The sequence below is a fragment of the Reyranella sp. GW821-FHT12G01 genome, from assembly GCF_058806575.1.
Window position 1 is genome coordinate 182,969 of record NZ_JBXAPV010000001.1, and the last position, 22,110, is coordinate 205,078.

21 protein-coding genes are annotated in these 22,110 nt (G+C 66.8%); 10 read left to right on the forward strand and 11 right to left on the reverse strand.

Annotation, left to right across the window (positions count from 1 at the left end; translation table 11 throughout):
• Window positions 1-72 precede the first annotated feature (72 nt).
• From AC1RP5_RS00900 to AC1RP5_RS00920, 5 genes are all read right to left on the reverse strand, one after another.
• Complete coding sequence (locus AC1RP5_RS00900) at window positions 73-1,407, reverse strand: NAD(P)/FAD-dependent oxidoreductase (RefSeq protein WP_493108677.1); 1,335 nt, start codon at window positions 1,405-1,407, stop codon at window positions 73-75.
• 9 nt (window positions 1,408-1,416) lie between these two features.
• The gene (locus AC1RP5_RS00905; protein ID WP_493108678.1) at window positions 1,417-2,208 is read right to left on the reverse strand and encodes an ABC transporter permease; all 792 of its coding nucleotides are present in this window, start codon (window positions 2,206-2,208) and stop codon (window positions 1,417-1,419) included.
• Window positions 2,205-3,020, reverse strand: coding sequence for an ABC transporter permease (locus AC1RP5_RS00910; RefSeq protein ID WP_493108679.1), 816 nt, complete (start codon window positions 3,018-3,020; stop codon window positions 2,205-2,207). Before AC1RP5_RS00910 ends, AC1RP5_RS00905 begins: the two co-directional genes overlap by 4 nt.
• Window positions 3,021-3,080: 60 nt before the next feature.
• Window positions 3,081-4,064: an ABC transporter ATP-binding protein gene (locus tag AC1RP5_RS00915; RefSeq protein ID WP_493108680.1), complete on the reverse strand. Its 984-nt coding sequence runs from the start codon at window positions 4,062-4,064 to the stop codon at window positions 3,081-3,083.
• 69 nt (window positions 4,065-4,133) lie between these two features.
• Window positions 4,134-5,198 (reverse strand): ABC transporter substrate-binding protein, encoded by a 1,065-nt coding sequence (locus AC1RP5_RS00920; protein WP_493108681.1) that lies wholly within the window; start codon window positions 5,196-5,198, stop codon window positions 4,134-4,136.
• Window positions 5,199-5,364: 166 nt separating this feature from the next.
• Between AC1RP5_RS00920 and AC1RP5_RS00925 the strand changes: the two genes are divergently transcribed.
• From AC1RP5_RS00925 to AC1RP5_RS00945, 5 genes are read left to right on the forward strand one after another with little or no spacing between them, the layout of a single operon-like run.
• Window positions 5,365-6,414, forward strand: a complete 1,050-nt coding sequence (locus AC1RP5_RS00925; protein ID WP_493108682.1) for an ABC transporter substrate-binding protein — start codon at window positions 5,365-5,367, stop codon at window positions 6,412-6,414.
• Window positions 6,411-7,496 (forward strand): ABC transporter ATP-binding protein, encoded by a 1,086-nt coding sequence (locus AC1RP5_RS00930; protein WP_493108683.1) that lies wholly within the window; start codon window positions 6,411-6,413, stop codon window positions 7,494-7,496. The genes AC1RP5_RS00925 and AC1RP5_RS00930 overlap by 4 nt, the downstream gene beginning before the upstream one ends.
• A gap of 10 nt (window positions 7,497-7,506) precedes the next feature.
• Entirely contained in the window at window positions 7,507-8,952 is a 1,446-nt protein-coding gene (locus tag AC1RP5_RS00935; protein WP_493108684.1) for an amidase, read from the forward strand.
• A gap of 1 nt (window position 8,953) precedes the next feature.
• Window positions 8,954-9,793, forward strand: coding sequence for an ABC transporter permease (locus AC1RP5_RS00940; RefSeq protein ID WP_493108685.1), 840 nt, complete (start codon window positions 8,954-8,956; stop codon window positions 9,791-9,793).
• Window positions 9,790-10,590: an ABC transporter permease gene (locus AC1RP5_RS00945; RefSeq protein ID WP_493108686.1), complete on the forward strand. Its 801-nt coding sequence runs from the start codon at window positions 9,790-9,792 to the stop codon at window positions 10,588-10,590. The genes AC1RP5_RS00940 and AC1RP5_RS00945 overlap by 4 nt, the downstream gene beginning before the upstream one ends.
• A 157-nt stretch (window positions 10,591-10,747) precedes the next feature.
• Here the strand turns inward: AC1RP5_RS00945 and AC1RP5_RS00950 are convergent, their stop codons facing one another.
• A complete protein-coding gene (locus AC1RP5_RS00950) occupies window positions 10,748-11,641 on the reverse strand; it encodes a LysR family transcriptional regulator (RefSeq protein WP_493108687.1) in 894 nt (297 codons plus the stop codon).
• 100 nt (window positions 11,642-11,741) lie between these two features.
• Here AC1RP5_RS00950 and AC1RP5_RS00955 point away from each other — a divergent pair, with 100 nt between their 5' ends.
• From AC1RP5_RS00955 to AC1RP5_RS00965, 3 genes are read left to right on the forward strand one after another with little or no spacing between them, the layout of a single operon-like run.
• Window positions 11,742-13,067 carry an NAD(P)/FAD-dependent oxidoreductase gene (locus AC1RP5_RS00955; protein ID WP_493108688.1) on the forward strand — a complete coding sequence of 442 codons (1,326 nt, stop codon included), beginning with the start codon at window positions 11,742-11,744 and terminating at the stop codon, window positions 13,065-13,067.
• Entirely contained in the window at window positions 13,064-14,140 is a 1,077-nt protein-coding gene (locus AC1RP5_RS00960) for a M14 family metallopeptidase (RefSeq protein ID WP_493108689.1), read from the forward strand. The genes AC1RP5_RS00955 and AC1RP5_RS00960 overlap by 4 nt, the downstream gene beginning before the upstream one ends.
• A gap of 20 nt (window positions 14,141-14,160) precedes the next feature.
• Complete coding sequence (locus AC1RP5_RS00965; protein WP_493108690.1) at window positions 14,161-15,729, forward strand: ABC transporter substrate-binding protein; 1,569 nt, start codon at window positions 14,161-14,163, stop codon at window positions 15,727-15,729.
• 152 nt (window positions 15,730-15,881) lie between these two features.
• Here the strand turns inward: AC1RP5_RS00965 and AC1RP5_RS00970 are convergent, their stop codons facing one another.
• Both AC1RP5_RS00970 and AC1RP5_RS00975 read right to left on the reverse strand, forming a co-directional pair.
• Window positions 15,882-16,439: a carboxymuconolactone decarboxylase family protein gene (locus AC1RP5_RS00970; RefSeq protein WP_493108691.1), complete on the reverse strand. Its 558-nt coding sequence runs from the start codon at window positions 16,437-16,439 to the stop codon at window positions 15,882-15,884.
• A gap of 67 nt (window positions 16,440-16,506) precedes the next feature.
• Window positions 16,507-16,701: a hypothetical protein gene (locus tag AC1RP5_RS00975; RefSeq protein WP_493108692.1), complete on the reverse strand. Its 195-nt coding sequence runs from the start codon at window positions 16,699-16,701 to the stop codon at window positions 16,507-16,509.
• Between the two features lie 283 nt (window positions 16,702-16,984).
• Between AC1RP5_RS00975 and AC1RP5_RS00980 the strand changes: the two genes are divergently transcribed.
• Window positions 16,985-17,806 (forward strand): aldo/keto reductase, encoded by an 822-nt coding sequence (locus AC1RP5_RS00980; protein ID WP_493108693.1) that lies wholly within the window; start codon window positions 16,985-16,987, stop codon window positions 17,804-17,806.
• 128 nt (window positions 17,807-17,934) lie between these two features.
• Here AC1RP5_RS00980 and AC1RP5_RS00985 read toward each other — a convergent pair whose 3' ends face one another.
• Complete coding sequence (locus AC1RP5_RS00985; RefSeq protein ID WP_493108694.1) at window positions 17,935-18,834, reverse strand: NAD-dependent epimerase/dehydratase family protein; 900 nt, start codon at window positions 18,832-18,834, stop codon at window positions 17,935-17,937.
• Window positions 18,835-18,846: 12 nt separating this feature from the next.
• Window positions 18,847-19,926: a DNA polymerase IV gene (dinB, locus tag AC1RP5_RS00990; protein ID WP_493108695.1), complete on the reverse strand. Its 1,080-nt coding sequence runs from the start codon at window positions 19,924-19,926 to the stop codon at window positions 18,847-18,849.
• Window positions 19,927-20,007: 81 nt separating this feature from the next.
• Between dinB and AC1RP5_RS00995 the strand changes: the two genes are divergently transcribed.
• A complete protein-coding gene (locus AC1RP5_RS00995; protein WP_493108696.1) occupies window positions 20,008-20,619 on the forward strand; it encodes a nitroreductase family protein in 612 nt (203 codons plus the stop codon).
• 60 nt (window positions 20,620-20,679) lie between these two features.
• Here the strand turns inward: AC1RP5_RS00995 and AC1RP5_RS01000 are convergent, their stop codons facing one another.
• Window positions 20,680-21,990, reverse strand: coding sequence for an O-acetylhomoserine aminocarboxypropyltransferase/cysteine synthase family protein (locus AC1RP5_RS01000; protein WP_493108697.1), 1,311 nt, complete (start codon window positions 21,988-21,990; stop codon window positions 20,680-20,682).
• Window positions 21,991-22,110: the final 120 nt, after the last annotated feature.

Consider the following 22,110-nt stretch of genomic DNA (forward strand, 5'->3'; position numbering starts at 1 on the left):
AGACGGTGCGCCGGAAAAGAGGTCCCTCGACTGCGTGCCTTCGGCACTTCGCTCGGGACGACGGATTAAAGTCTAAGCCCTTACCCGATCCCACCAGTCGCGGGTGCGATACCAGGCGCCGACGAAGGGCAGCACCCATTCGGGGTTGCCGTTGTAGAACGGCACAGTCGGAAACTCCTGGCCGTCGAACGCATTGATCGGCGCGTTCGAGCCGCCGGCGATCTTCCGGGCGGTCTGGTAGCCGAGATAGGACATCATCGCGACGCCCGAGCCGTTGCAGGCCATCAGGTAATGCATGCCTTGCTCCATGCCCATGTGCGGCAGGAAGTCGAAGGCGAAGGCGACGTTGCCGGTCCAGGCATGGGTGATCTTCACGCCCTTGAGCTGCGGCCAGCGCTCCAGCATGTAGCCGTGCAGCACCGGCGCGCTGACCTCGGGCGTCACCTGCGTGAAGCGCGCACGGCCGCCGAAGATCACGCGCTTGTTGTCGGGTGACTGGCGGTAGTAGCAGAGCACCCGCTTGGTATCCGACACGACGCGGTTCTTCGGGATCAGGCTCTGCACCAGATCCTCGGGCAGCTCCTCGGTCGCGATGATGTGGCTGGCGACCGGCACCAGCTTGCGCCGCAGGGTCGGCGTCAGCTCGGTCGTGTAGCCGTTGGTGGCGATCACCACCTCGCGGGCCTCGATCGGACCCTTGCTGGTCAGCACGCGGAACCCGCCGCCCGCCTTGCGCTCGATCTTCTCGGCATCGCAGTTGGCGCAGAGCTTCGCACCGGCGCGATGGGCCGCCTTCAGCAGGCCGCCATAGTAGAGCGCGGGATGGAGTTGGCCGGTGCGCTCCACGACCATGCCGCCATAGTAGTAGTCCGAAGCGATCTCCTCGCGCTGGCGCTCGCGCGGGATCATGTAGGTGCCGAGTGCCGCCTTCTCGTTGTAGGTCGCGACCTTGGCCTGCTGTTCGGCGAAGTGGCGCGGCGTGTAGGCGCCGCTGAAGCGGCCGTTCATGCGCCAGTAGCATTCGATGCCCTCGCGCTGGATCACCGTTTCGACCTGCGCCAGCGAATCGGCGGCGTCGCTCAGCATGCGCGCCATCACCTTCTTCCAGGCCTCGGGATCGCCGCCGACGCCCTTGCCGGAGAAACCCTTGCCCATGGTCGTTCCGCCGCTGACGCCGCCGCCGTTGCGCGTCGAGGCGCCGACGCCGAAATCGCCGCGCTCCAGCACGGTCACGTCGATGCCCGAGCGCGCGAGTTCAAGGCCGGTCGAGAGACCGCCATAGCCCGCGCCGACCACCAGCACGTCGGTCTTGAGCGGCGGGTCCTGGCTCAGCTCGTTGGAGGGATGCCACCATTCCCACCACCACGGCGTCGCCTTGAAATCCTTGTGGAAGACGCTGTCGGCCATGAAACTCTCCTAACGCGCACTATCCTTGAGGCCCCGGCCGAAGCGGCCGATCAGGACCAGCACGATCGACACCAGCAGGATCTGCATCACCGAGACGGCGGCGATGGTCGGGTCGATCTCCATCAGGATGTTGTCGAACATCTTCTTCGGCAGGGTCATGTTGGCGCCGGCCAGGAACAGCGCCACGACCACCTCGTCGAACGAGGAGATGAAGGCGAGCAGCCCGGCCGAAACGAGGCTGGGCCGCAGCAACGGCAAGGTGACCCGCATGAGCGTGCGCCAGCGGCTGGCGCCCAGCCCTTCGGCGGCCTGTTCCAGCGAGCGGTCGAAGTCGCGCAGGCCGGCCACGATCACCAGCACCACGAAGGGCAGCGCCAGCACCGTGTGCGCGATCGTGAGCCCGTACCAGGTGCCTATAAGCTTCAGCTTGGCGAAGAGGCCGTAGACCGCCACCGACAGGATGATGGTCGGCACGATGACCGGCGCCAGCGCCAACCGATCGATCAGCACGCGGCCGAAGAACCTGCCGCGCACCAGCGCGAAGGCGAGCGGCACGCCCAGCACCAGGGCGAACACGGCGGTCGCGCCGCCGATGTAGAGCGAGCGCCAGGTGGCGTCGATCCATTGCGGATCGTCGAGATAGCGCTCGTACCACTGCCAGGAGAGGCCGGGCGGCGGGAACTGCATGTAAGGCGCCGATGACAGCGAGATCGGGAAGACGACCAGCAGCGGCAACATCAGGAAGAAGTAGATGACGCCGCAAGAGATCACGAGAAGACGACGACCTGGACGGGGGCTCATCGCGCAGCCTCCGTCTCGGTGCGCGTGAAGCGTTGCGCGAACGTATAGACGGCGAAGGTGAAGACCAGCAGCACGGCCGAGAGTGCGGCCGCAAACGGCCAGTTCAACGCCTCGCGCACCTGCTGCTCGATCAGCACCGCGATCATCATGACGCGGCCGCCGCCCAGCAGCGCCGGGGTGATGAAGAAGCCCAGCGACAGCACGAACACCAGCACCGAGCCGGCAAAGATGCCGTTCAGGGTGAGCGGCAGGTAGATGCGCCGGAAGATCGCGAAGCTCGACGCGCCGAGGCCGGCCGCCGCGGCGGGAATGGCGGGATCGACCTTGCGGACGGCGCCGTAGATCGGCAGCACCATGTAGGGCAGCAGCACATGCACCATACCGATCAGCACACCGGTGAAATTGTGCAGCAATGGGATCGGATCGGTGATGACGCCGCCCTCGATCAGCATGCGGTTGAACACGCCGTTGCGGCCCAGCAGCACCATCCAGGCATAGGTGCGCACCAGCACCGAGGTCCAGAGCGGCAGCAGGACGAAGATGAAGCCCATGGTCGCCCAGAAGGGCGTCGTCGTGGCCATCAGGAAGGCCAACGGATAGCCCAGCAACAGGCAGAAGAAGGTGACCAGCAGCGCGATCTCGAACGTGTTCCAGAAGACGCGGAGATAGAGCTGCTCGCCCAGCGCCTTGGCGTACCAGTCGAGCGTCCCGCCCTCGAGGCTGAAACCCAGCATGCGCACGACCGGGAACAGGAAGAACACGAAGAGCAGGATCAGCGCCGGCAGCGCGGGCAGGAAGCCCCGCGCCTTCATTGGACCGCGGGCCTCCCGGCCCGCTCATGAGGCGGGCCAGGAGGCCCGCGGTCCGTCTGACTAAAAGACATGGATCGACTCGGGGTCGATGCCGACCGTCACTTTGGCGCCCGCTGCCGGCAGCGCGCCTCGTGCCGGCTGGCGCACCAGCAGTTCGAGGCCGCCGTCGCAGGCGATGCGCAGCTTGAACGAGGTGCCGAGATAGACCGATTCGATCACTTCGCCCGTGAAGGCATTGGCACCGGACGGTGCGAAGCGTTCGGGGCGCATCAGCACGCCGACCTTCGCACCCACCGGCTTGTCGCTGCGCACCTGAAGGGTGCGACCACCGTCGAGCGTGACCGTGCCCGGAGCGGTCATCGTGCCGTGGAAGATATTGCTCTCGCCCACGAAGTCGGCGACGAAATCGTTGGCCGGGCGCTCGTAGATCTCCGTCGTCGTGGCGATCTGCTGGATCGTGCCCTTGTTCATCACCGCGATCCGGTCGGAGAGGACCAGCGCCTCCTCCTGGTCGTGGGTGATGAAGATCGTCGTGAGGCCAAGCCGGCGCTGCAGGCGGCGCACTTCGAGCTGCATGGTCTCGCGCAGCTTGCGGTCGAGCGCGCCGAACGGCTCGTCGAGCAGCAGGAGCCGCGGGTTGAACACGATGGCGCGGGCCAAGGCGACGCGCTGCTGCTGGCCACCGGAGAGCTGGCGCGGCAGGCGCGCCTCGTAGCCCTTGAGTTCGACCATCGCCAGGGCCTCGGCGACGCGGGTCTCGATCTCGGGCTTGGCGACGTTGCGCATCTCCAGCGGAAAAGCGACGTTGGCCGCGACGCTGAGATGCGGGAACAGCGCGTAGTTCTGGAACACCATGCCGATGTCGCGCTTGGCCGGCGGCAGCGAGGTGATCTCGACGCCACCGACTTTGACGGTCCCGCCGGCCGGCGTCTCGAACCCGGCGATGACCTTCAGCAAGGTCGTTTTGCCCGAGCCGCTGGGGCCCAGGATGGTCAACAGCTCGCCCTGGGCCACTTTCAGGGAGACGTGGTCCAGCGCGACCACGTCACCGTAACGCTTGCCGACACCTTCGATGTGAAGGTCAGCTGATCCCCCGCTCGCACTCAACGGATGTTACGCCTTCTTCAGCATCCAGGCGTTCCACAGTTCGGCGGCCTTGGTACCGTTCTCGGCATACCATTCGTCGCTGATCCAGAACTGCTGGTCGAGATAGGCGGTCGGCAGGAAGGGCTTCACCTTGGGATCGACGAAGTTCAGCGATTCGAGGTTGAGGCCGGGATAGCCCAGCTCCGAGGCATAGATCGCCTGCTGCTGCGGCACCGCCATCTCGGCCAGCATCTTGTTGGCCCAGTACGGGCTCTTGGCGCCGCGCGGGATCGCGAAGCTGCCCTGCTTCAGGGCGCCCTCGTTCCATTCGATGGCGACGGGCGCGCCCTTCTTGATGATGTCGTAGAAGCGGCCGTTCCAGCCGGTCGCCAGCACGACTTCCTTGTCGAGCAGGAGCTGGGCGGGCTGCTGGCCGGTCGACCACCAGACGGTGATGTGCGGCTTGATCTGGTCGAGCTTCTTGAAGGCGCGGTCGAAGTCGATCGGATAGACCTTGTCCTTGGGCACGCCGTCGGCGATCAGCGCGAATTCGAGGTTGTCGGTCGGATGGTTGCGCATCGAGCGCGCGCCCGGGAACTTCTTCACGTCCCACCAGTCGGCCCAGCTCTTGGGCTGGCTGCCGTTCTTGAACACGTCGTTCCGGTAACCGATGATCGTCGTGTAGACCGACGAGGCGAAGACGTAGGGGTTCTGCGCCGTGGCGGGATACTTGGAGCGATCGACGACCTTGGGGTCGATCTTCTCCAGCAGGTTGGCCTTGCTGGCGCGGATCGCGTCCTGGCCGCCGATCTCCGTGATGTCCCATTCGACGTTGCCGGAATCGACCATGGCGCGGAGCTTGCCGAAATCGACCGGGCTCGTCTCGACGACCTTGATGCCGTACTTCTTCTCGAAGCCGGTGAAGAAGGCCTTGCGCATGGCCGAGCCCATCGACCCGCCGGAATGATTGACTACGAGCTGGGCGGGCTTGGCAGGTTCGGCCTGGGCGAAGGCGGACCCGGTCGCGCCGACGGCCGCGGCGCCTCCCAGCAGCGAAAGAGCGTGGCGGCGATGCAGGCGCTTGATGTCCATGGCGGTATCCCCTTCAAAATCCCCGCCCGACTGTAGAAGTGCGTTTCCCGGGGAGCAACAACCAAGCCCATAACCTTCTGGAATGACCTGAAGGGACGAATGAATTTCTCCCTCACTGCGGGATGCGCCTAACGTTGTTGCAACGAGATAACGGCGGGGGCCAGAGATGATGAACCGATTGAAGGCGCTGATCTGCGGCGCGCTCATCGCCTGTACGGCGGCAAGCGGCGCGTCCGCCCAGGAACTCACCATGGCGGTGTGGGGCGGCGGCGGCGCCAACACCTGGCGCGAGGCCTTCATCAAACAGTTCACGCCGGGCAACGGCTCGACCATCAAGATGGTCGAGGTGCCGAACCCCGCGGGCGCGCTGCGCTCCCCGGCGGCGGCCAGCCAGTACAGCCTGGCGCTGGTGACCTATTTCGAGGCGATCGCGCTTTCCAATGCGGGGCTCATCGAGAGCTTCGACGACAAGCAGCTCACCGGCATCGCCGACGTCGATCCGAAGTTCCTGACCAAGGACAAGGCCGGCCGCCATGTCGGCCTGCCGGTCTACTTCACCTATTACGGCATCGCCTACAACACCGACCTCGCCAAGGCCGAGGACTTCGCCTCGTGGCAGGGCCTCGCCGATCCGAAGTGGAAGGGCAAGCTGTCGCTGACGCGGCCGGTCTATCTCGCGCCCTACGACGCGGTGATCATGGCCAAGGCGATGGGCGGCAGCGAGAAGAACATCGAGCCGGGCTTCAAGCTGCTCGAGAAGATCGTGCCGAACGTGCTGGCGACCTACACCTCGCTCGCCCACATGAACACGCTGCTGACGCGCGGCGAGGTGGCGGCCGTGCCGTTCTACGCCTCGCGCGTCTGGGCGCTGCGTCGCCAGGGCGCCAACAATGTCGGCATCGTGATCCCCAAGGAAGGCGCGCTGATGCTGCCCTACGTGGTGGTGATCCCCAAGGGCGCCAAGAACCAGGACAAATCGCTGGTCTGGATGAACTATATCGCCGGCGCCGAGCCGCAGCTGCGCGCAGCCCTGCTCGACGGCTGGCTGCCGATGAACTCCAAGGTCAAGCTGCCCGAGGAGCTGCAGAAGACGCTGGGCCAGCCCTACGACGAGATCGTGAAGTCGCTCTATTCGCCCGACTGGCGCATCGTGGTCGAGCACAACGAGGAGCGCGTGAACTTCGCCGAGAAGCTGCTCTCCGGCGTCAAGCAGTGAGCCGAGGCACGATCCAGGTCGCGGGGGTCGGCAAGGAGTTCGGCCCCACGACGGTGCTCGACCGGGTCGATCTCACGATCGACGGCGGCAGCTTCGTCACGCTGCTCGGCCCCTCGGGCTGCGGCAAGACGACGTTGCTGCGCATGATCGCGGGCTTCCTCGAACCGAGTCGCGGCACCATCGCGATCGACGGCGCGCCCATGCAGGGCGTGCCGCCGCGCAAGCGGCCGCTCGGCATGGTGTTCCAGAACCTGGCGCTGTTCCCCCATCTCGACGTGTTCGAGAACGTGGCCTACGGGCTGAAAGTGCGTGGCGCCCCGGCCGGCGACATTGCCGGCAAGGTCTCGCGCTTCCTCGGTCTCGTCGGCCTGGCGGGCTTCGAGCGCCGCCGCATCGGCCAGCTCTCCGGCGGCCAGAAGCAGCGCGTGGCGCTGGCCCGGTCGCTGGCTCTCGAACCCGCCATCCTGCTGCTCGACGAACCGTTGAGCGCGCTCGACCTTCAATTGCGCCGCCAGCTCCAGGTCGAGCTGAAGTCGATCCAGCGCCAGCTCGCCACCACCTTCGTGTTCGTCACGCACGACCAGGAAGAAGCGACCATGCTGTCGGACACGATCGTCGTGATGAACGGCGGCCATGTGCAGCAGGTCGGCACGCCGGGCGAGATCTATCGCCGCCCCGCCTCGCCGTTCGTGGCGCGCTTCGTGGGTGACATCAACATGCTGGACGTCCGCATCGCGTCCGCCGACGCAGCATCGGTCACCGTGACCATCGCCGACCGGCAGGTCGCCGTGCCGCGTTCGTCGGTCGTTGGCAATCCGGTCGCCGCCCGGACCGGCCAGCTCGCGTTTCGTCCCGAATCGGTGCGCCTTGGCGCGGCGACGGACGGCGCGCTCACGATGGAGGCGCGCATCTCGGCGCTGCATCGCGTCGGCCCCACCCTGAAAGTCGTGCTCGACGGAGCGCTCGGCCCGATCGCCGCGCTCGCGATGGCCGATGCACCGCACGTTGCGGAACTCGCCGAGGGAAAGACGGTGCGTCTCGCCGTTCCCTCCGACACCCTCACCCTCTTCGCCTCAACCTGAAAGAACGATCATGTCCGCCCAGGATTTTGCCGGCCGTACCGTCGCTGACCACGTAAAGGCCTTCACCGCCGGAAAGGTCGCCGCGCGCGACATCGTCGAGGGCCTGCTGGAACGCACCAAGAAGGCCGAGCCGTTCAACCCCATCGCGACGCTCGATGCCGACGGCGCCCGCGCCGCGGCCGACGCGCTCGACGCGCGGCGCAAGGCCGGCGGCTCCTTCGGTGCACTGGCGGGCGTGCCGGTCTCGGCCAAGGACCTGATCCTGACCAAGGGCCTGCGCACCGCCTTCGCCTCGATCACCATGAAGGACAATGTGCCGTCGATGGACGCCGAGGCGATCGCCCAGTGGCGTGCGGCCGACGCCGTCCTGTTCGCCAAGACCACGACGCCGGAGTTCGGCCACAAGGTGCTGACCGACAGCCCGCTGCACGGCATCACGCGCAACCCGTGGAACCGCGAGCACACCAGCGGCGGGTCGAGCGGCGGCGCGGCGGTGTCGGTGGCACTGGGCCTCGGCCCGATCGCCATGTCGACCGACGGCGCGGGCTCGGGCCGCATCCCGGCCGCCTGCTGCGGCGTCTACGGGCTGAAGGCGACGCTGGGCCGCGTGCCGCACGAGGTGCCGCCGGACCAGTTCGGCCAGCTCACCTATCTCGGCGTGATGGCGCGCCATCCCAGCGATCTCGGCGCCGGCCTCGCCTCGATGTCGGGCAGCCATCCCAACGATCCGTGGACCCTGGCCATCGGCCGCGAAGCCTTCGCCTGGCCGGACAAGTCCGGCGAGCATCCGATCGCCGGCAAGCGCATCACCGTGATCCGCCGCATGACCGGCGGCTATCTCGACCCGGACACCGAGGCCCGCCTCGATGCCGCGCTCGCCTTCCTCGACAAGCAGGGCGCGAAGATCAAGGAGATGGACGGTCGCGAAATCGACTGGAAGCTCGACGTCGCGCGCATCATCCTGCGCGCCAACCAGATCGAACGCTTCGCCGACATCCTGAAGAACCGCCGCAACGATCTCGATCCGTCCTTCGCCAAGACGCTGGACGAGGGCGATTCGGTCGACGTGGTGCAGCTTCGCCGCGCGCTCGTCGACCGCACGACGGCGTTCAAGTCGGTGCAGGGCCTGTTCGCCGATTGCGACCTGCTGCTGACGCCGACCGTCGCCACCCCGGCGCCGCTCGCCACCCAGAACCAGTTCGAGCCGCTGGTCGTCGACGGCAAGCCGCTCGGGGACCTGCGCTCGGCCTGGTACACCTACACGATCCCCTTCAACATGACGGGCCATCCGGCGATCTCGATCCCGTTCGGCCGTTCGAAGGTGGGCCTGCCCATCGGCATCCACTTCGTGGCGCCGTGGTACGCCGAGGGACATCTCATCAAGCTTGCCGAAGCGTTCGACGCCGAGACCGGTGCCTCGGCCGAATTCCCGCCGGGCTTCGCGGCCGGCACCTGAGATGCGCAGCGCCACCTCCGCACCGAAGAGCCTGGGCTGGCTGCTGCTGCCGGCCCTGCTGGTGCTCTCGCTCTTCCTGGGCTCGGTGGCGCTGCTCCTGTTCCATGCCTTCTGGGTCAAGGACGGGTTCTCGCTGATATATTTCAGGCAGATCCTCGAACGCGCCGACTATCACGAGGTCTTCCTGCGCACCGTGTCGATCGCGTCCATCGTCGCGGTCGCCTCGGCGGTGCTGGCCTATCCGATCGCCTTGCTGCTGTGGCGGCTGCCGAAATGGCGCAACCTCCTGCTGGTGATCGTGCTGGTGCCGTGGCTCGTCAGCCTGGTCGTGCGCACCTATGGCTGGCTGGTGATCCTCGGGCCCAAGGGCTTCCTGAACGAGACGCTGAAATGGGCCGGCGTCATCCAGTCGCCGGTGCCGCTGATCTTCAACGACCTCGGCGTGGTGATCGGCCTCACGCACGTGCTGATCCCCTTCTCGGTGATCGCCACCCTCTCGGTCCTGCTGCAGATCGACAACCGCCTGGAGGAGGCCAGCGAATCGCTGGGTGCCGGCGGCTTCGAGACGTGGCGCCGGGTCGTGCTGCCCTTGTCGCTGCCCGGCGTCTTCACCGGCCTCAGCATCACCTTCCTCACCTCGATGGGCGCCATCGTGACGCCGATCCTGCTGGGCGGCATCCGCCAGAAGATGGCCGGCACGCAGATCTATCAAGAGGTCGTCTACAACTTCAACATGAGCAAGGCCTCGGCCTGGGCGATCTGCCTGCTGCTGCTGAGCGGCGTCGGCCTCGCTTTGCTGCGCGCCGCCGAAGCGGCCCTGGTGCCGAAGGCCGACCGATGAACGCATCGTTGATCAAGCTCGGCCGCGCCGGCTCCTTCGCGCTGCTGCTGTTCCTGCCGCTGCCCATCGTGGTGATCGGCGCAACGTCGTTCGCCGCCGCCGGTTATCTCCGCTTCCCGCCGGGCGAACTCAGTCTCCGCTGGTATGCCGAGGCCACCACCGATCCGCGCTGGATCGAAGCCTTCGCCACCTCCCTCGGCATCGCCGCCGTGGTCTCGGTGCTGGTCACCGCCATCGCCTTTGCCGGCGCCTATGCCTGCCATCGGCTGCGGCCGCGCTGGCTGCCGGGCTTCGAGCTGGCGGTGATGTCGCCGCTGTTCTTCCCGCACGCCGCGCTCGGGGTCGCGCTGGTCAACGTGCTGGCGATGGCGGGCTATCTCGGCTCGGCGACCGGCATCGTGATCGCCCACATCGTCTGCACGCTTCCCTTCGCGTGGCGGCCGATCGTCGTGGCGCTGCAGCGGATCGACGGCGAGATCGTCGAGGCGGCCTCGCTGCTGGGCGCCGACGAACGCCGCATTGCGCTCGGCATCGCGCTGCCGCTCGCGCGCTCCGGCCTCGTCACGGCGCTGCTCTTCTCGTTCATCATCTCGTTCGACGAGGTGACGATCACGATGTTCCTCACCGGCCCCCAGGTCACCACTCTTCCTGTCCAGATCTACGCCTTCATCCAGGAAAACGCCTCGCCGGTACTGGCAGCCATCTCGACCGCAACCGTCGTCGTTACCCTGGTTGTGGTGATGCTGCTGGAGCGGCTGATCGGCCTCGAATTCTTCGTGGCCCATGACCCGGCATAGGTTTCGAGGCGAGCCAGACTCATCTGCCTCCCCATTCAAATGGGGAGGTGTCGGCGTCTTACGCCGACGGAGGGGTCAGACCGGTCGCTCGTCCTTCGGCGCTCTCGGACATTGCAAGCAATGTCCTGTCGCTCATTGGGCCGAGCTTCGCTCGGCCCTACCAACCCTTCGCCTTGAGGTGCGCCTTCACCGCGTCGAGGAAGGCGTCGGCCAGCCGCGAGGGCTTGCGGTAGCGCGGCCGCATCGCGCGGAACAGGTAGCGGATGCGCGGCTCGAACGGCACGACGGCGATGCCGTCGCCGAGATAGTCGCGCGCCGTGAAGGGCTCGACGATCGACACGCCGAGGCCCCGTGCCGCCAGCGCGCAGGCATCGGCCGAGGAATAGACGTCGATTTGCAATTGCCGCTCGATCCGCTCCTGCTCGAAGGCCGCGTCGATCAGGTGGCGCATGCGCCCGTCGAGCGGGAACGACAGGAAGCGTTCGCCGCGCAGGTCGGCGGGGCGGATCACCTTGCGCTTGGCCAGCCGGTGGTCGCCCGGCAGGACGCAGACGGCGGTGGCGCGGCTCAATTCCTCCGTCACCATCGAGGGATGCTCGAAGGGCATCATCGAGAAGCCGAGATCGATCTGCTGGTCGACCATCTTCTGGTTGATGTAGGTCGAGCTGCGGACGTGGAAGACGATGTGCGCCTTGGTGTGGCGCTTCATGAACGTTGCCATGACGTCGGGCAGCACCGAACGGCCGAGCGCCGGCGTCGAATAGATCAGGAGGTCGCCGACCTGACGCTCGCGGATCTCGCGCGCCATCTCGGTCACCCGTTCGAGGCTGTGATAGAGCCGCGTCACTTCCTGTTCGAGCAGCCGCGCCTCGCTGGTCGGCGCCAGCCGCCGCTTGATGCGGGTGAACAGCGGATAGCCGATCTCGTGCTCGAGCCCCGCCAGGATCTTGCTCACCGCGGGCTGCGACACGCCCAGCCGCTCGGCGGCGGCCGTCACCGTGCCGTGGGCCATGATGGCGCGGAAGGCTTCGAGCTGGCGTGACGTGATCATCATAACCTCACGGACTTAACCACGTCGGACAATGACTTTGACCGTCTCGTCGCTCAAGCCGTAACTCAACCCTGTCAATGTTTTGCATGTGAGATAGTTCATGCCCGCGATTAACCAGTCGATCTTCGCCAGCAATTTCAAGGACGAGCCCTACTGGTGGGAGGCGTTCCGGCCGCAGGCCATCACGACGCCGTCGCTGCCGAAGAAGACCGACGTGGTGGTGGTGGGCGGCGGCTATGCCGGGCTCGCGACGGCGCGCGCGCTGGCCGATGGCGGCGTGCAGAGCGTCGTGCTGGAAGCCGGCGAGTTCGGCTCGGGTGCCTCGACGCGCAGCGGCGGCGCGCTGAGCGCCGGCCTCTCGATCGGCAAAAGTTTTACCGGCCGCACGCTCGACTATTCGCCCGATCTGGTGCGCAACGTGGTGGGCTGGGCGATCGACGCCTATCGCGCGCTGATAGACCTGGTCGAGCAGGAGAAGATCGACTGTTACCTCGAACAGCGCGGCCGCTTCCTCGGCGCGTGCGCCGCCTCGCACTATGAGGGCCTGCGCACCCGCTTCGCCAAGCTGCGCGACGGCGGCGCCACCGACTGTCGCCTGATCACCCGCGAGGAACAGCGCGAGGAGATCGGCAGCGACTTCTATCACGGCGGCATGGTCTTCGAGACGGCGGGCAAGCTGCACCCGGCGCTGTTCTACGGCGGCCTGCTGGCGGCGGTGCGCCGCCGCAACTCGGTGACCCTGGCCGGCCATTGCCGTGCTACCGGCCTCGCGCGCGACGGCGAGGGCTGGAAGGTCACCACCAGCCAGGGCGAGGTGCGGGCGCGCCATGTCGTGGTCGCCACCAACGGCTACACCTCGGAGGTCACGCCGCGCCTGCAGAAGCGGCTGGTGCCGATCGCCAGCCACATCATCGCCACCGAGGAACTGCCGGCCGAGCTGATCCGCGAGCTTTGTCCCAAGGGCCGCACCTTCTCCGAGACGCGGCGCGTCCTGCACTACTACCGGATCTCGCCCGACGGGAAGCGCGTGATCTTCGGCGGCCGCGCCCGCTTCACCGAGATCCCCGGCGAGCTGCGCGCGCAACTGCTGCATCAGTCGCTGGTCGAGCGCTTCCCGCAGCTCAAAGACACCAAGGTCACGCACACCTGGCAGGGCAACGTCGCCTTCACCTACGACGCCCTGCCCCATGCCGGCGAACTGGACGGGCTGCACTTCGTCGTGGGCTGCAACGGCTCGGGCGTGTCGATGATGCCGTTCCTCGGCAACGCGATGGGCCAATCGATTGCCGGCCGCCTGCATGGCAAGGTGCCGTTCGCCGAGACGGAGCTGCCGTCCATTCCGCTCTATTCGGGCAAGCCGTGGTTCCTGCCGGTGATCGGCGGCGCCTTCCGCACCCTGGACTATATCGACGAGAAGGTCAGATGAGCGCCGCGTTCTTCTCCGCCACCTATCGCGAGGCCCGGCAACGCTTCCTGGAAGCCGCGCGCGGGGCCGGCGCCGCCGTGCAGCACCATGTCCATCCGCTGAAGGGCGCGGCGGGAGAAGAAATCGGCACCGACACCGCCCTGCTGGGCCCGGCCGATGCGGCCAGGCTGTTCATCGTCAGCTCCGGCACGCACGGGCCCGAGGGTTTCTCCGGTTCGGCCTGCCAGCTCGCGCTGCTGAACGACGACCTCGCGAAGCGTGCCGCCGATCGCGGCATCGCGCTGCTGCTGATCCACGCGGTCAATCCGTTCGGCTTCTCGCACCTGAAGCGGACCAACGAGGACAACATCGACCTCAACCGCAACTTCAACGACTTCGCGACGCCCTATCCCGACAATCCGGTCTACGAGCAGGTCCACGAGCTGCTGGTGCCGCAGGACTGGCCGCCCTCGCCCGCGAACGAAGAGAAGCTCGCGGCCGAGATGGCGCGCCTCGCCGGCCAGCGTAACCCCGGCGTGTCGAGCGGACAGGACAGGCATCCGGACGGCCTCTTCTATTGCGGCACGGCGCCGGCCTGGAGCAACGGCACGATCCGCTCGATCCTGCGCAGCCACGGCACGAGCCGGCGTCACATCGCCTGGATCGACGTCCATACCGGCCTCGGCCCCTACGGCCATGGTGAGAAGATCTTCGGCCGCCATTCCGAGGAAACGACGCGGCGCGCCAGGGCCTGGTGGGGCAGCGACCTGATCGTCAGCACGGCGGGCGAATCGATCTCGCCGCGCACCGTCGGCCACATCACCGGCTGCGCACCGGAAGAATGCCCGGGAGTCGCGATCACGCCGACAACGCTGGAATACGGCACCGTCCCGAACCCCGTCGTGCGGCGCGCGCTGCGCGGCGAGGCGTGGCTGGCAGGCCATCCCGATGCGCCCGACGCGCTGGTCCGCGAGATTCGCCAATCGGTGCGCGACGCCTTCTTCGTCGATGCCGACGACTGGAAGGGCATGATCCTCGGCCAGTTCCGCGCCTACGCGCTGCAGACGATCAACGGCCTTTCAGCCGAAGAATAAAAACGACAAGGGGAACGCTCATGAGGTTTCGTCATCTTCTTGCGGCCGTCGCCGCGCTCGCGCTGGCCACGCCCGCCGCCGCGCAATCGACGCTCAAGATCGTCATGCATTCGGATCTGAAGATCCTCGATCCGATCTGGGCGTCGGCGCAGATCAGCCGCACCCACGGCTATCTCGTCTACGACACGCTGTTCGGCCTCGACGGCGATCTGAAGCCGCAGCCGCAGATGGTCAGCACCTGGGCCGTCGATCCAGCGAACCTCGTCTACAGCTTCACCCTGCGCGACGGGCTGAAGTGGCACGACGGCACGCCCGTCACCGCCGAGGACTGCGTCGCTTCGCTGAAGCGCTGGGGCAGCCGCGACCCGGTCGGCCTCAAGCTGATGGCGAACGTGAAGGAACTGAGTGCGCCGGACGCCAAGACGATCCGCCTCGAACTCGCGCGACCCTACGGCCTCGTGATCGATTCGCTGGCCAAGCCGGCCGGCGTCGTGCCGTTCATGATGCCCAGGAAGATCGCCGACGCGCCGGCCACGCAGCAGATCAAGGACCCGATCGGCTCCGGTCCCTTCATCTTCAAGACCGACGAATGGCGGCCGGGCGACCGGGTCGTCTACGTGAAGAACCCCAACTACGTGCCGCGCGCCGAGCCGCCCGCCAACTTCGCCGGCGGCAAGGTCGCGAAGGTCGACCGGATCGAATGGGTGTCGATCGCCGATCCGCAGACCGCGGTGAATGCGCTGGAGAACAACGAGGTCGATGCGCTGGAAGCGGTGGCGCACGACCTGCTGTCGCTGGTCGAGAAGCGCAAGGGCATCGAGGTGCAGCGCGGCGCCTACGCCAGCCAATATTCGCTGCGCCCCAACTGGCTCCATCCGCCGTTCAATGACCCGAAGATGCGGCTGGCGCTGGGCTACGCCATCGACCAGAAGGGCTTTCTGGACGCCGCCGTCGGTGATCCGAAGTTCTGGCGGCTGTGCAAGACCTACTATGGCTGCGGCACGCCGCTCGCCACCGACAAGGGCACGGCGGGCCTGCTCGAAGGCAATGTCGAGAAGGCCAAGGCGCTGCTCAAGGAAGCGGGCTACGACGGCCGACCGATCGTGCTGCTGCAGGTGACCGACCTTGCGTCGCTCGCCAATCTCGGCCCCGTGGCCAAGGCCCAGCTCGAACGGGTCGGCTTCAAGGTCGACATGCGGCCGGCCGACTGGCAGACGCACCTCGCGCGGGTCATGCGCAAGGAGCCGCCGGAGGATCGCGGCTGGAACATCACCCTGTCGAGCACCGGCGTGATCGACGTGGTGAACCCCATCACCTCGCTGTTCCTGAACTCGGCCTGCGACAAGGCCTCGGCGGGCTGGTCGTGCGACGAGCGGATCGAGGCGATGCGCGAGGCCTATGCGCTGGAGCCGGATGCGGCCAAGCGCAAGGCGATCGCAGAGGAAATCCAGGAGCGTGCCCTGAAGCTCGGCACGCACTATCCGCTCGGCGAATGGTACAGCGCCTCGGCGGTCAGCACGCGCACCAGGGGCTGGCTGCGCCCGCCGTCGACCACGACGTTCTGGAACGTCGAGGTCGCGAAGCGTTAGGTCATTGTAACGACATAACGACCTCACCCTGAGGAGCGGTCCGCAAGGACCGCGTCTCGAAGGGTGGGCACGCGCACCGCGTTTGTTGCCCATCCTTCGAGACGCCGTGCCGCGCACGGCTCCTCAGGATGAGGTTGTGCGACGAGAGCGCCCTACTTCTTCTGGGCGCCCGGCAGGAAGTCGTCGAGCGGCACGCCGAAACTGTTCAGCGCCCACGAGACGAGATTGTACTGGCCGACCGTGAAGACGGCGTCCATGAGCTGCTCGGTCGAGTAGGTCTTCGAGAGCGTGGCCCAAGTCGCATCCGAGGCGACCGAGTTCTCGAACAGGTCGTCGGCGAGTTGCATCAGCGCCGCCTCGTGCTCGTTCCAGCCCTTGGCCTTCGGGCCTTCCTTGAGGTTCGCCACGTCGCCGTCGGTGACGCCGCCGCGCTTGGCGATCAGCTCGTGCTGAGCGAACTCGTACTCGGCCTGGTTCAGCCAGCCGATGCGCAGGATCAGCAGCTCGCGATCGCGGAACGGCAGCGTCTGCTTCGACAGGATGTGGCCGGCGAACGGCGTCCAGCGCTTGGTGAGCGCGGGGTGATTGGCCATCACCTTGAAGATGTTGAACACCTGCCCGTTCATCGAGTTCTTCTCGACGGTCTCGCGATCCTCGGGCTTCATCGTCGAGAGATCACGCAACGGGATACGCTGCTTGCGCTTGATCACGGCTTTCCTCCTTGTCGGTTCCTGATTGGACTAACGTCCCCTCAGGCGACCGACAAGGCGAAAGACATTAATCGGCGCGCAGGCTTTCGCGCGGCGGCTGGAGCTTCGCGGCGGCGAGCTTCGCCTGACCCGGCGTGCTGAACTGGTGGCCTTCGAGCTGGAAGAACGGACGCGTGAAAGCATGGAAGCGGAACGCGTTGCCTTCCTTGAGGACGACGCCGGCGGGCTTTCCCCAGATTTCGACGACGAAGGGCTCGGGCATGGCGCGGTCTCCTTCCGGCTGAACGATCTGCGATCGAGGCTGAGATGGGGTCGACATGGAAAGATGACAATGGCCGGGAGTATCGAAACGACGAACGATCACAGCAGACCCTTTGCGTACGGCATCAATATGGCGGCAACGTTTTTCCATGCTGGTGTTGCGGTCATGCCTGCTGAACAATGACATCCGAATGTCACACTCGCTCACACGCTCCCGCTTCATCGGTCTCGCAAGTGCGAGCGCGCTCGCCATGGGACAAGCGGCGGCACAGACCGGAGCTCGCATGCATCAACGCAAGATCCCTTCTTCGGGCGAGATGCTGCCCGTCGTCGGCGTCGGCACGTGGCGCACCTTCGATGTCGGCGCCAAGCCGGAAGACCGCGCGCCGCTTGCAGAGGTGCTGCGGCTCCTGTTCGCGGCCGGCGGATCGGTGATCGACACGTCACCGATGTACGGTTCGGCGGAAGCCGTGGTCGGCGATCTGCTGGCGGCCAACCACACGCGCGACAAGGCCTTCATCGCCACCAAGGTCTGGACGACCGGCCGCGACAGCGGCATCGCCCAGATGCGCACGTCGATGCGGCTGCTGAAGACCGATTGCGTCGACCTGATGCAGATCCATAATCTGGTCGACTGGCGCGCCCACCTGCCGACCCTGCGCGCCTGGAAGGCCGAAGGCCGTATTCGCTATCTGGGTATCACCCACTATACGCAGAGCGCGCACGACGAGCTGGAAAGCGTGATGCGCGCGGAGAAGTGGGACTTCGTGCAGATCAACTACGCGCTCGACGACCGCGCCGTCGAACGCCGGCTGCTGCCGCTGGCAACCGAGCGTGGCATCGCCGTGATCGTGAACCAGCCGTTCGGCGGCGGCGGGCTTTTACGCAAGCTCTCGGCCCGCAAGCTGCCCGACTGGGCGGGCGAGATCGGCGCCACGAGCTGGGCGCAGATCCTGCTGAAGTTCGTGCTGGCGAACCCCGCCGTTACCTGTGTCATTCCGGGGACCGGCAAGCCCGAGCACATGACCGACAACCTGCAGGCTGGCGTCGGTGTCTACCCGGACACGGCGCTGCTCAAGCGGATGGTTGCCGAGGTCCAGGTCTAGGTCCCGTCGTCCCGAGCGGAGCGCAGCGAAGTCGAGGGACCTCTTTTCGTTTCGATACGCCGTGCGCCGGAAAAAAGGTCCTTCGACTGCGCCGCCCTACGGGCGGCTCCGCTCAGGACGACGTTTACCTAGAGCGGCAACTCCGCCTCGATCCAGGCGGTCGCCGAGGAATGCTTCGGCTGCCAGCCCAGTTCACCGCGGCTGCGCTTGCCGCGGACGCGGCTGTTGGAGCCGAATGTGTAGGCGGCGCTGTTCTCGCCCAGCTCCTTCGCGGCGTCCGCGAACGGCCAGACCTCGGGGCCGTCGAGCTTCAGGCGGCGCGCGATTGCCGCGCAGATGTCGCGATACGAAGCCTCGCCGTTCTCCGCGAAGTAGAAGGCGCCGGCCGGCGCTTTCGTGAGCGCCAGGCGGTAGATGTCGGCCACGTCCTCGACATGGACATTCGACCAGATGTTCAGCCCCTTGCCGACATGGCGCACCACGCCCGAGGCCTTGGCCCGCTTCGCGAGACCGGGGATCTGCGCACTGTCGCGCGCCAGGCCGAGGCCGTTGCCGTAGATCATGGTCGGGCACACGACGATGGAGCGGACGCCGCGCTGGCTGGCGTCGCGAATCGCCCGGTCGATGGCGACGCGGGCCTTCTTCCCGGCCACCGGCTCGAACGGCGTGTCCTCGTCGTAGATCTTCTCCGAGGCGACGTCGCCATGCGCATCGTCGGCCACGATGCTGGAGCCGCTGGTATGGAGGAATGGCTTGTCGGAGCCCGCGAGCGCTTCCAGGAAGGCGTCGATCGCACCGCGATGGTCGCTGTTGGCGGTATTGACCACCGCGTCAGCGCGCTTGGCCTCGGCGGCGAGGATCGCGGCATCGTCGAGGCCGCCGATCACCGGCTCGACGCCGAAGGACGCGAGTTTCTTCGCCTTCTCGGCATCGCGCACCAGACCGCGCAGCTTGTGGCCGTCGTCGAGCAGGCAGCGGGCGATGGTGCCGCCGATATAGCCGGTCGCACCGGTCATGAAGATGTTCATGGTCTTGTCTCCCTACAGGGCCAGCGTCATCTGGGGCGGCACCTTGCGTTCTTCGCGCAGGTGCAGGTTATGGAGCGAGACGCCGAGCAGGCGCACCTTCTTTTCGAGCGGGAAGATCGAGCGCACCAGCTCGCGTGCCGTGCGTTCGAGCTGGTCGCGGCTGTCGACGCTTTCCTCGAGCGTGCGGCTGCGCGTGATGATCTGGAAATCGGCGTACTTGATCTTCACGGTGACGGTACGGCCGAGGATGCCGGTGCGTTCGCAATAGGCCCAGACGTCTTCGAGCACGGAGGCGACGCCCTCCTCGACGGCCGCCGGCCGGTCGAGATCCTCCATGAAGGTGGTCTCCGATCCCACCGACTTGCGCGGCCGGTTGGGCACGACCCGGCGTTCGTCATGGCCGCGCGCGATGGCGTGATAGTAGGTGCCGGAGCGACCGAAATACTGTTCGAGGAATTCGAGCGTCTGGGCCTTGAGGTCAGCGCCGGTATGGATGCCGAGCCGGTTCATCTTCTCCGCCGTCTTCGGGCCGACGCCATGGAAGCGGCCGACCGGCAGGCCCTCGACGAAGGACGGTCCCTTCTCCGGCGGGATCACCGTCTGGCCGTCGGGCTTGCGATGGTCCGACGCGAGCTTGGCCAGAAACTTGTTGTAGGAGATGCCGGCCGAGGCGGTGAGGCCGGTGCGCTCCAGGATGCGGGCGCGGATCTCGCGCGCGATCTCGGAGGCGAGCGGCATGCCCTTGAGGTTGGTGGTCACGTCGAGATAGGCCTCGTCGAGCGACAGCGGCTCCACCAGCGGCGTGTAGTCGAGGAAGATCTCGCGGATCTGGCGCGACACTTCCTTGTAGACCTCGAAGCGCGGTTTCACGAAGACCAGCTCGGGGCACAGGCGCTTGGCCGTGACCGAGGGCATGGCCGAGCGCACGCCGAACTTGCGTGCCTCGTAGCTCGCCGCCATCACGACGCCGCGCTGCCGCCCGCCGACCGCGACCGGCTGGCCGCGCAGTGCAGGATCGTCGCGCTGCTCCACCGACGCATAGAAAGCGTCCATGTCGACATGGATGATCTTGCGGATCTCGGTTTCCGCCATGGCCGGAGTATAGGCTCCTCGCAGGGAGACTGCCGAAGTACGCAAATGACAATCGTTCGCAATTAGGATAATTCTGTTCCCATGCCTGACATCACCCATGCGCGCGAGCCTCGCCTGCTCGCCCTCGACGAATTGCTGTCCCGCCGCTCGGTGGGCCAACTCCAGCAGCCGGCGCCCTCGGGCGCCGACCTCGACCTGATTCTCGACGCCGGCCTGCGGGCGCCCGACCACGGGCGGCTGAAGCCCTGGCGTTTCGTCATCATTCGCGGCGACGCGATGCTGGCCTATGGCGAGAAGCTCGCGGAGGCCGTCGCCGCACGCGATCCGGCGAATGCCGCCACCTTGTCCGAACGCTATCGCGCCTGGGTGCGACGCACGCCGATGCTGATCGCGGTCGGCGCCATCGTGAAGCCGGGCAACATTCCCGAGATCGAGCAGCTTCTCGCGGCCGGCGCGGCGGCAATGAACATGCTGAACGCCGCGCACATGCTGGGCTACGGCGCCATGTGGGTGACGGGGCCGAACAGCTACGACCCGAACGTGAACAGGCTTTTGGGCTTCGAGGCGCCGTCGCGTCTGGTCGGCCTCCTCACCCTCGGCACGCCCGCCCCCTCGACCGCCCCGGTCCCGCCGCGGCCCGACCGGGCCGCGCATGTTGCGGAGTGGAAGGCCGAGCAGAGCTCGGCCTCCTGAGCGTCAGGACATCGCTTGCGATGTCCGGGAGCGCTGAAGGAAGAACGACCAAAGTTGCCTTTAAGCCGCGCTCTTCAGCTTGCCGGCGGCGTCGAGCGCCTGCGACAGATCCGCGAGGATGTCGTCGATATGCTCGATGCCGATCGACAGGCGCACATAGCCATCCGACACGCCGGTCGCGAGCTGCTCTTCGATCGAGAGCTGCGAGTGCGTCGTCGAGGCGGGATGGATCGCCAGGCTGCGTGAATCGCCGATGTTGGCGACGTGATAGAGCAGCTTCAGCGAATCGATGAAGCGCCGACCGGCCTCGCGGCCCGCCGCCAGTTCGAAACCGACCAGCCCGCCGTAGCCGCCCTTGAGATAGGCGTCGGCGCGGCGGCGCGTCTCGCCCTTCTGCTGCGAGGGATGGATGACCTTCGCCACTTCCGGCCGCTTGGCCAGAAAGTCGGCGACGGCCTGCGCGTTCTTGACGTGACGCTCCATGCGCAGTGCCACCGTCTCGATGCCCTGCAGGATCAGGAAGGCGTTGAACGGCGAGAGAGCGGAGCCAAGGTCGCGCAACAGGGTCGTGCGCGCCTTGATGATGTAGGCCACCGGGCCGATCGGCTTCACCGCCTCGACCCAGACCGCGCCGTGATAGCTGGGGTCGGGTGTATTCAGCGCCGGCTGACGCTCAGGCACCGCGGCCCAGTCGAAGTTACCGCCGTCGACGATCAAGCCCGCGATCGAATTGCCGTGGCCGCCGAGATACTTGGTGCCGGAATAGACGACGACCGCCGCGCCGTGATCGAGGGGCCGCGTCAGGATCGGCGCCGCGGTATTGTCGACGATCAGCGGAATGCCGAGCGGCCGGCCGATGTCGGCCACTTCCTTGATCGGGAACACCGCGAGCTTCGGGTTGGGCAGGGTCTCGGCGTAGTAGGCGCGCGTGCGCGCATCGGTGGCGCGGGCGAAGGCCTGCGGATCGGACGGATCGACGAAGCGCACCTCGATGCCCTGGTCCTTCAGCGTATGGGCGAACAGGTTCCAGGTGCCGCCGTAGAGATCGGTCGAGCTCACGACATTGTCGCCGGCCTTGGCGAGGTTCTGGAGCGCGAAGGCCGATGCGGCCTGCCCCGAGCTGACGGCCAGTGCTGCCGCGCCGCCTTCGAGGGCGGCGATGCGCTGCTCCAGCACGTCGACGGTCGGGTTGCCGATACGGGTGTAGATGTTGCCGAGTTCCTTCAGCGCGAACAGGTTCGACGCGTGCTCGGTGTCGCGGAACTGATACGACGTTGTCTGGTGGATCGGCACCGCAACAGAGCCGGTCGTGGGATCGGCGCGCCAGCCGGCGTGCAGCGACAGGGTCTCGGGATGACGGGAATTGCTCATGATCGGCCTCGCTGTTGCGACGAGCGGCCAACCTCATGGGATCGCACGTCGCAGTCAAAGGGAATGGCTGCCGACGCCCGACTGATGGACGACAGGTCCGGCCTGCGGGCCGCGACGGGA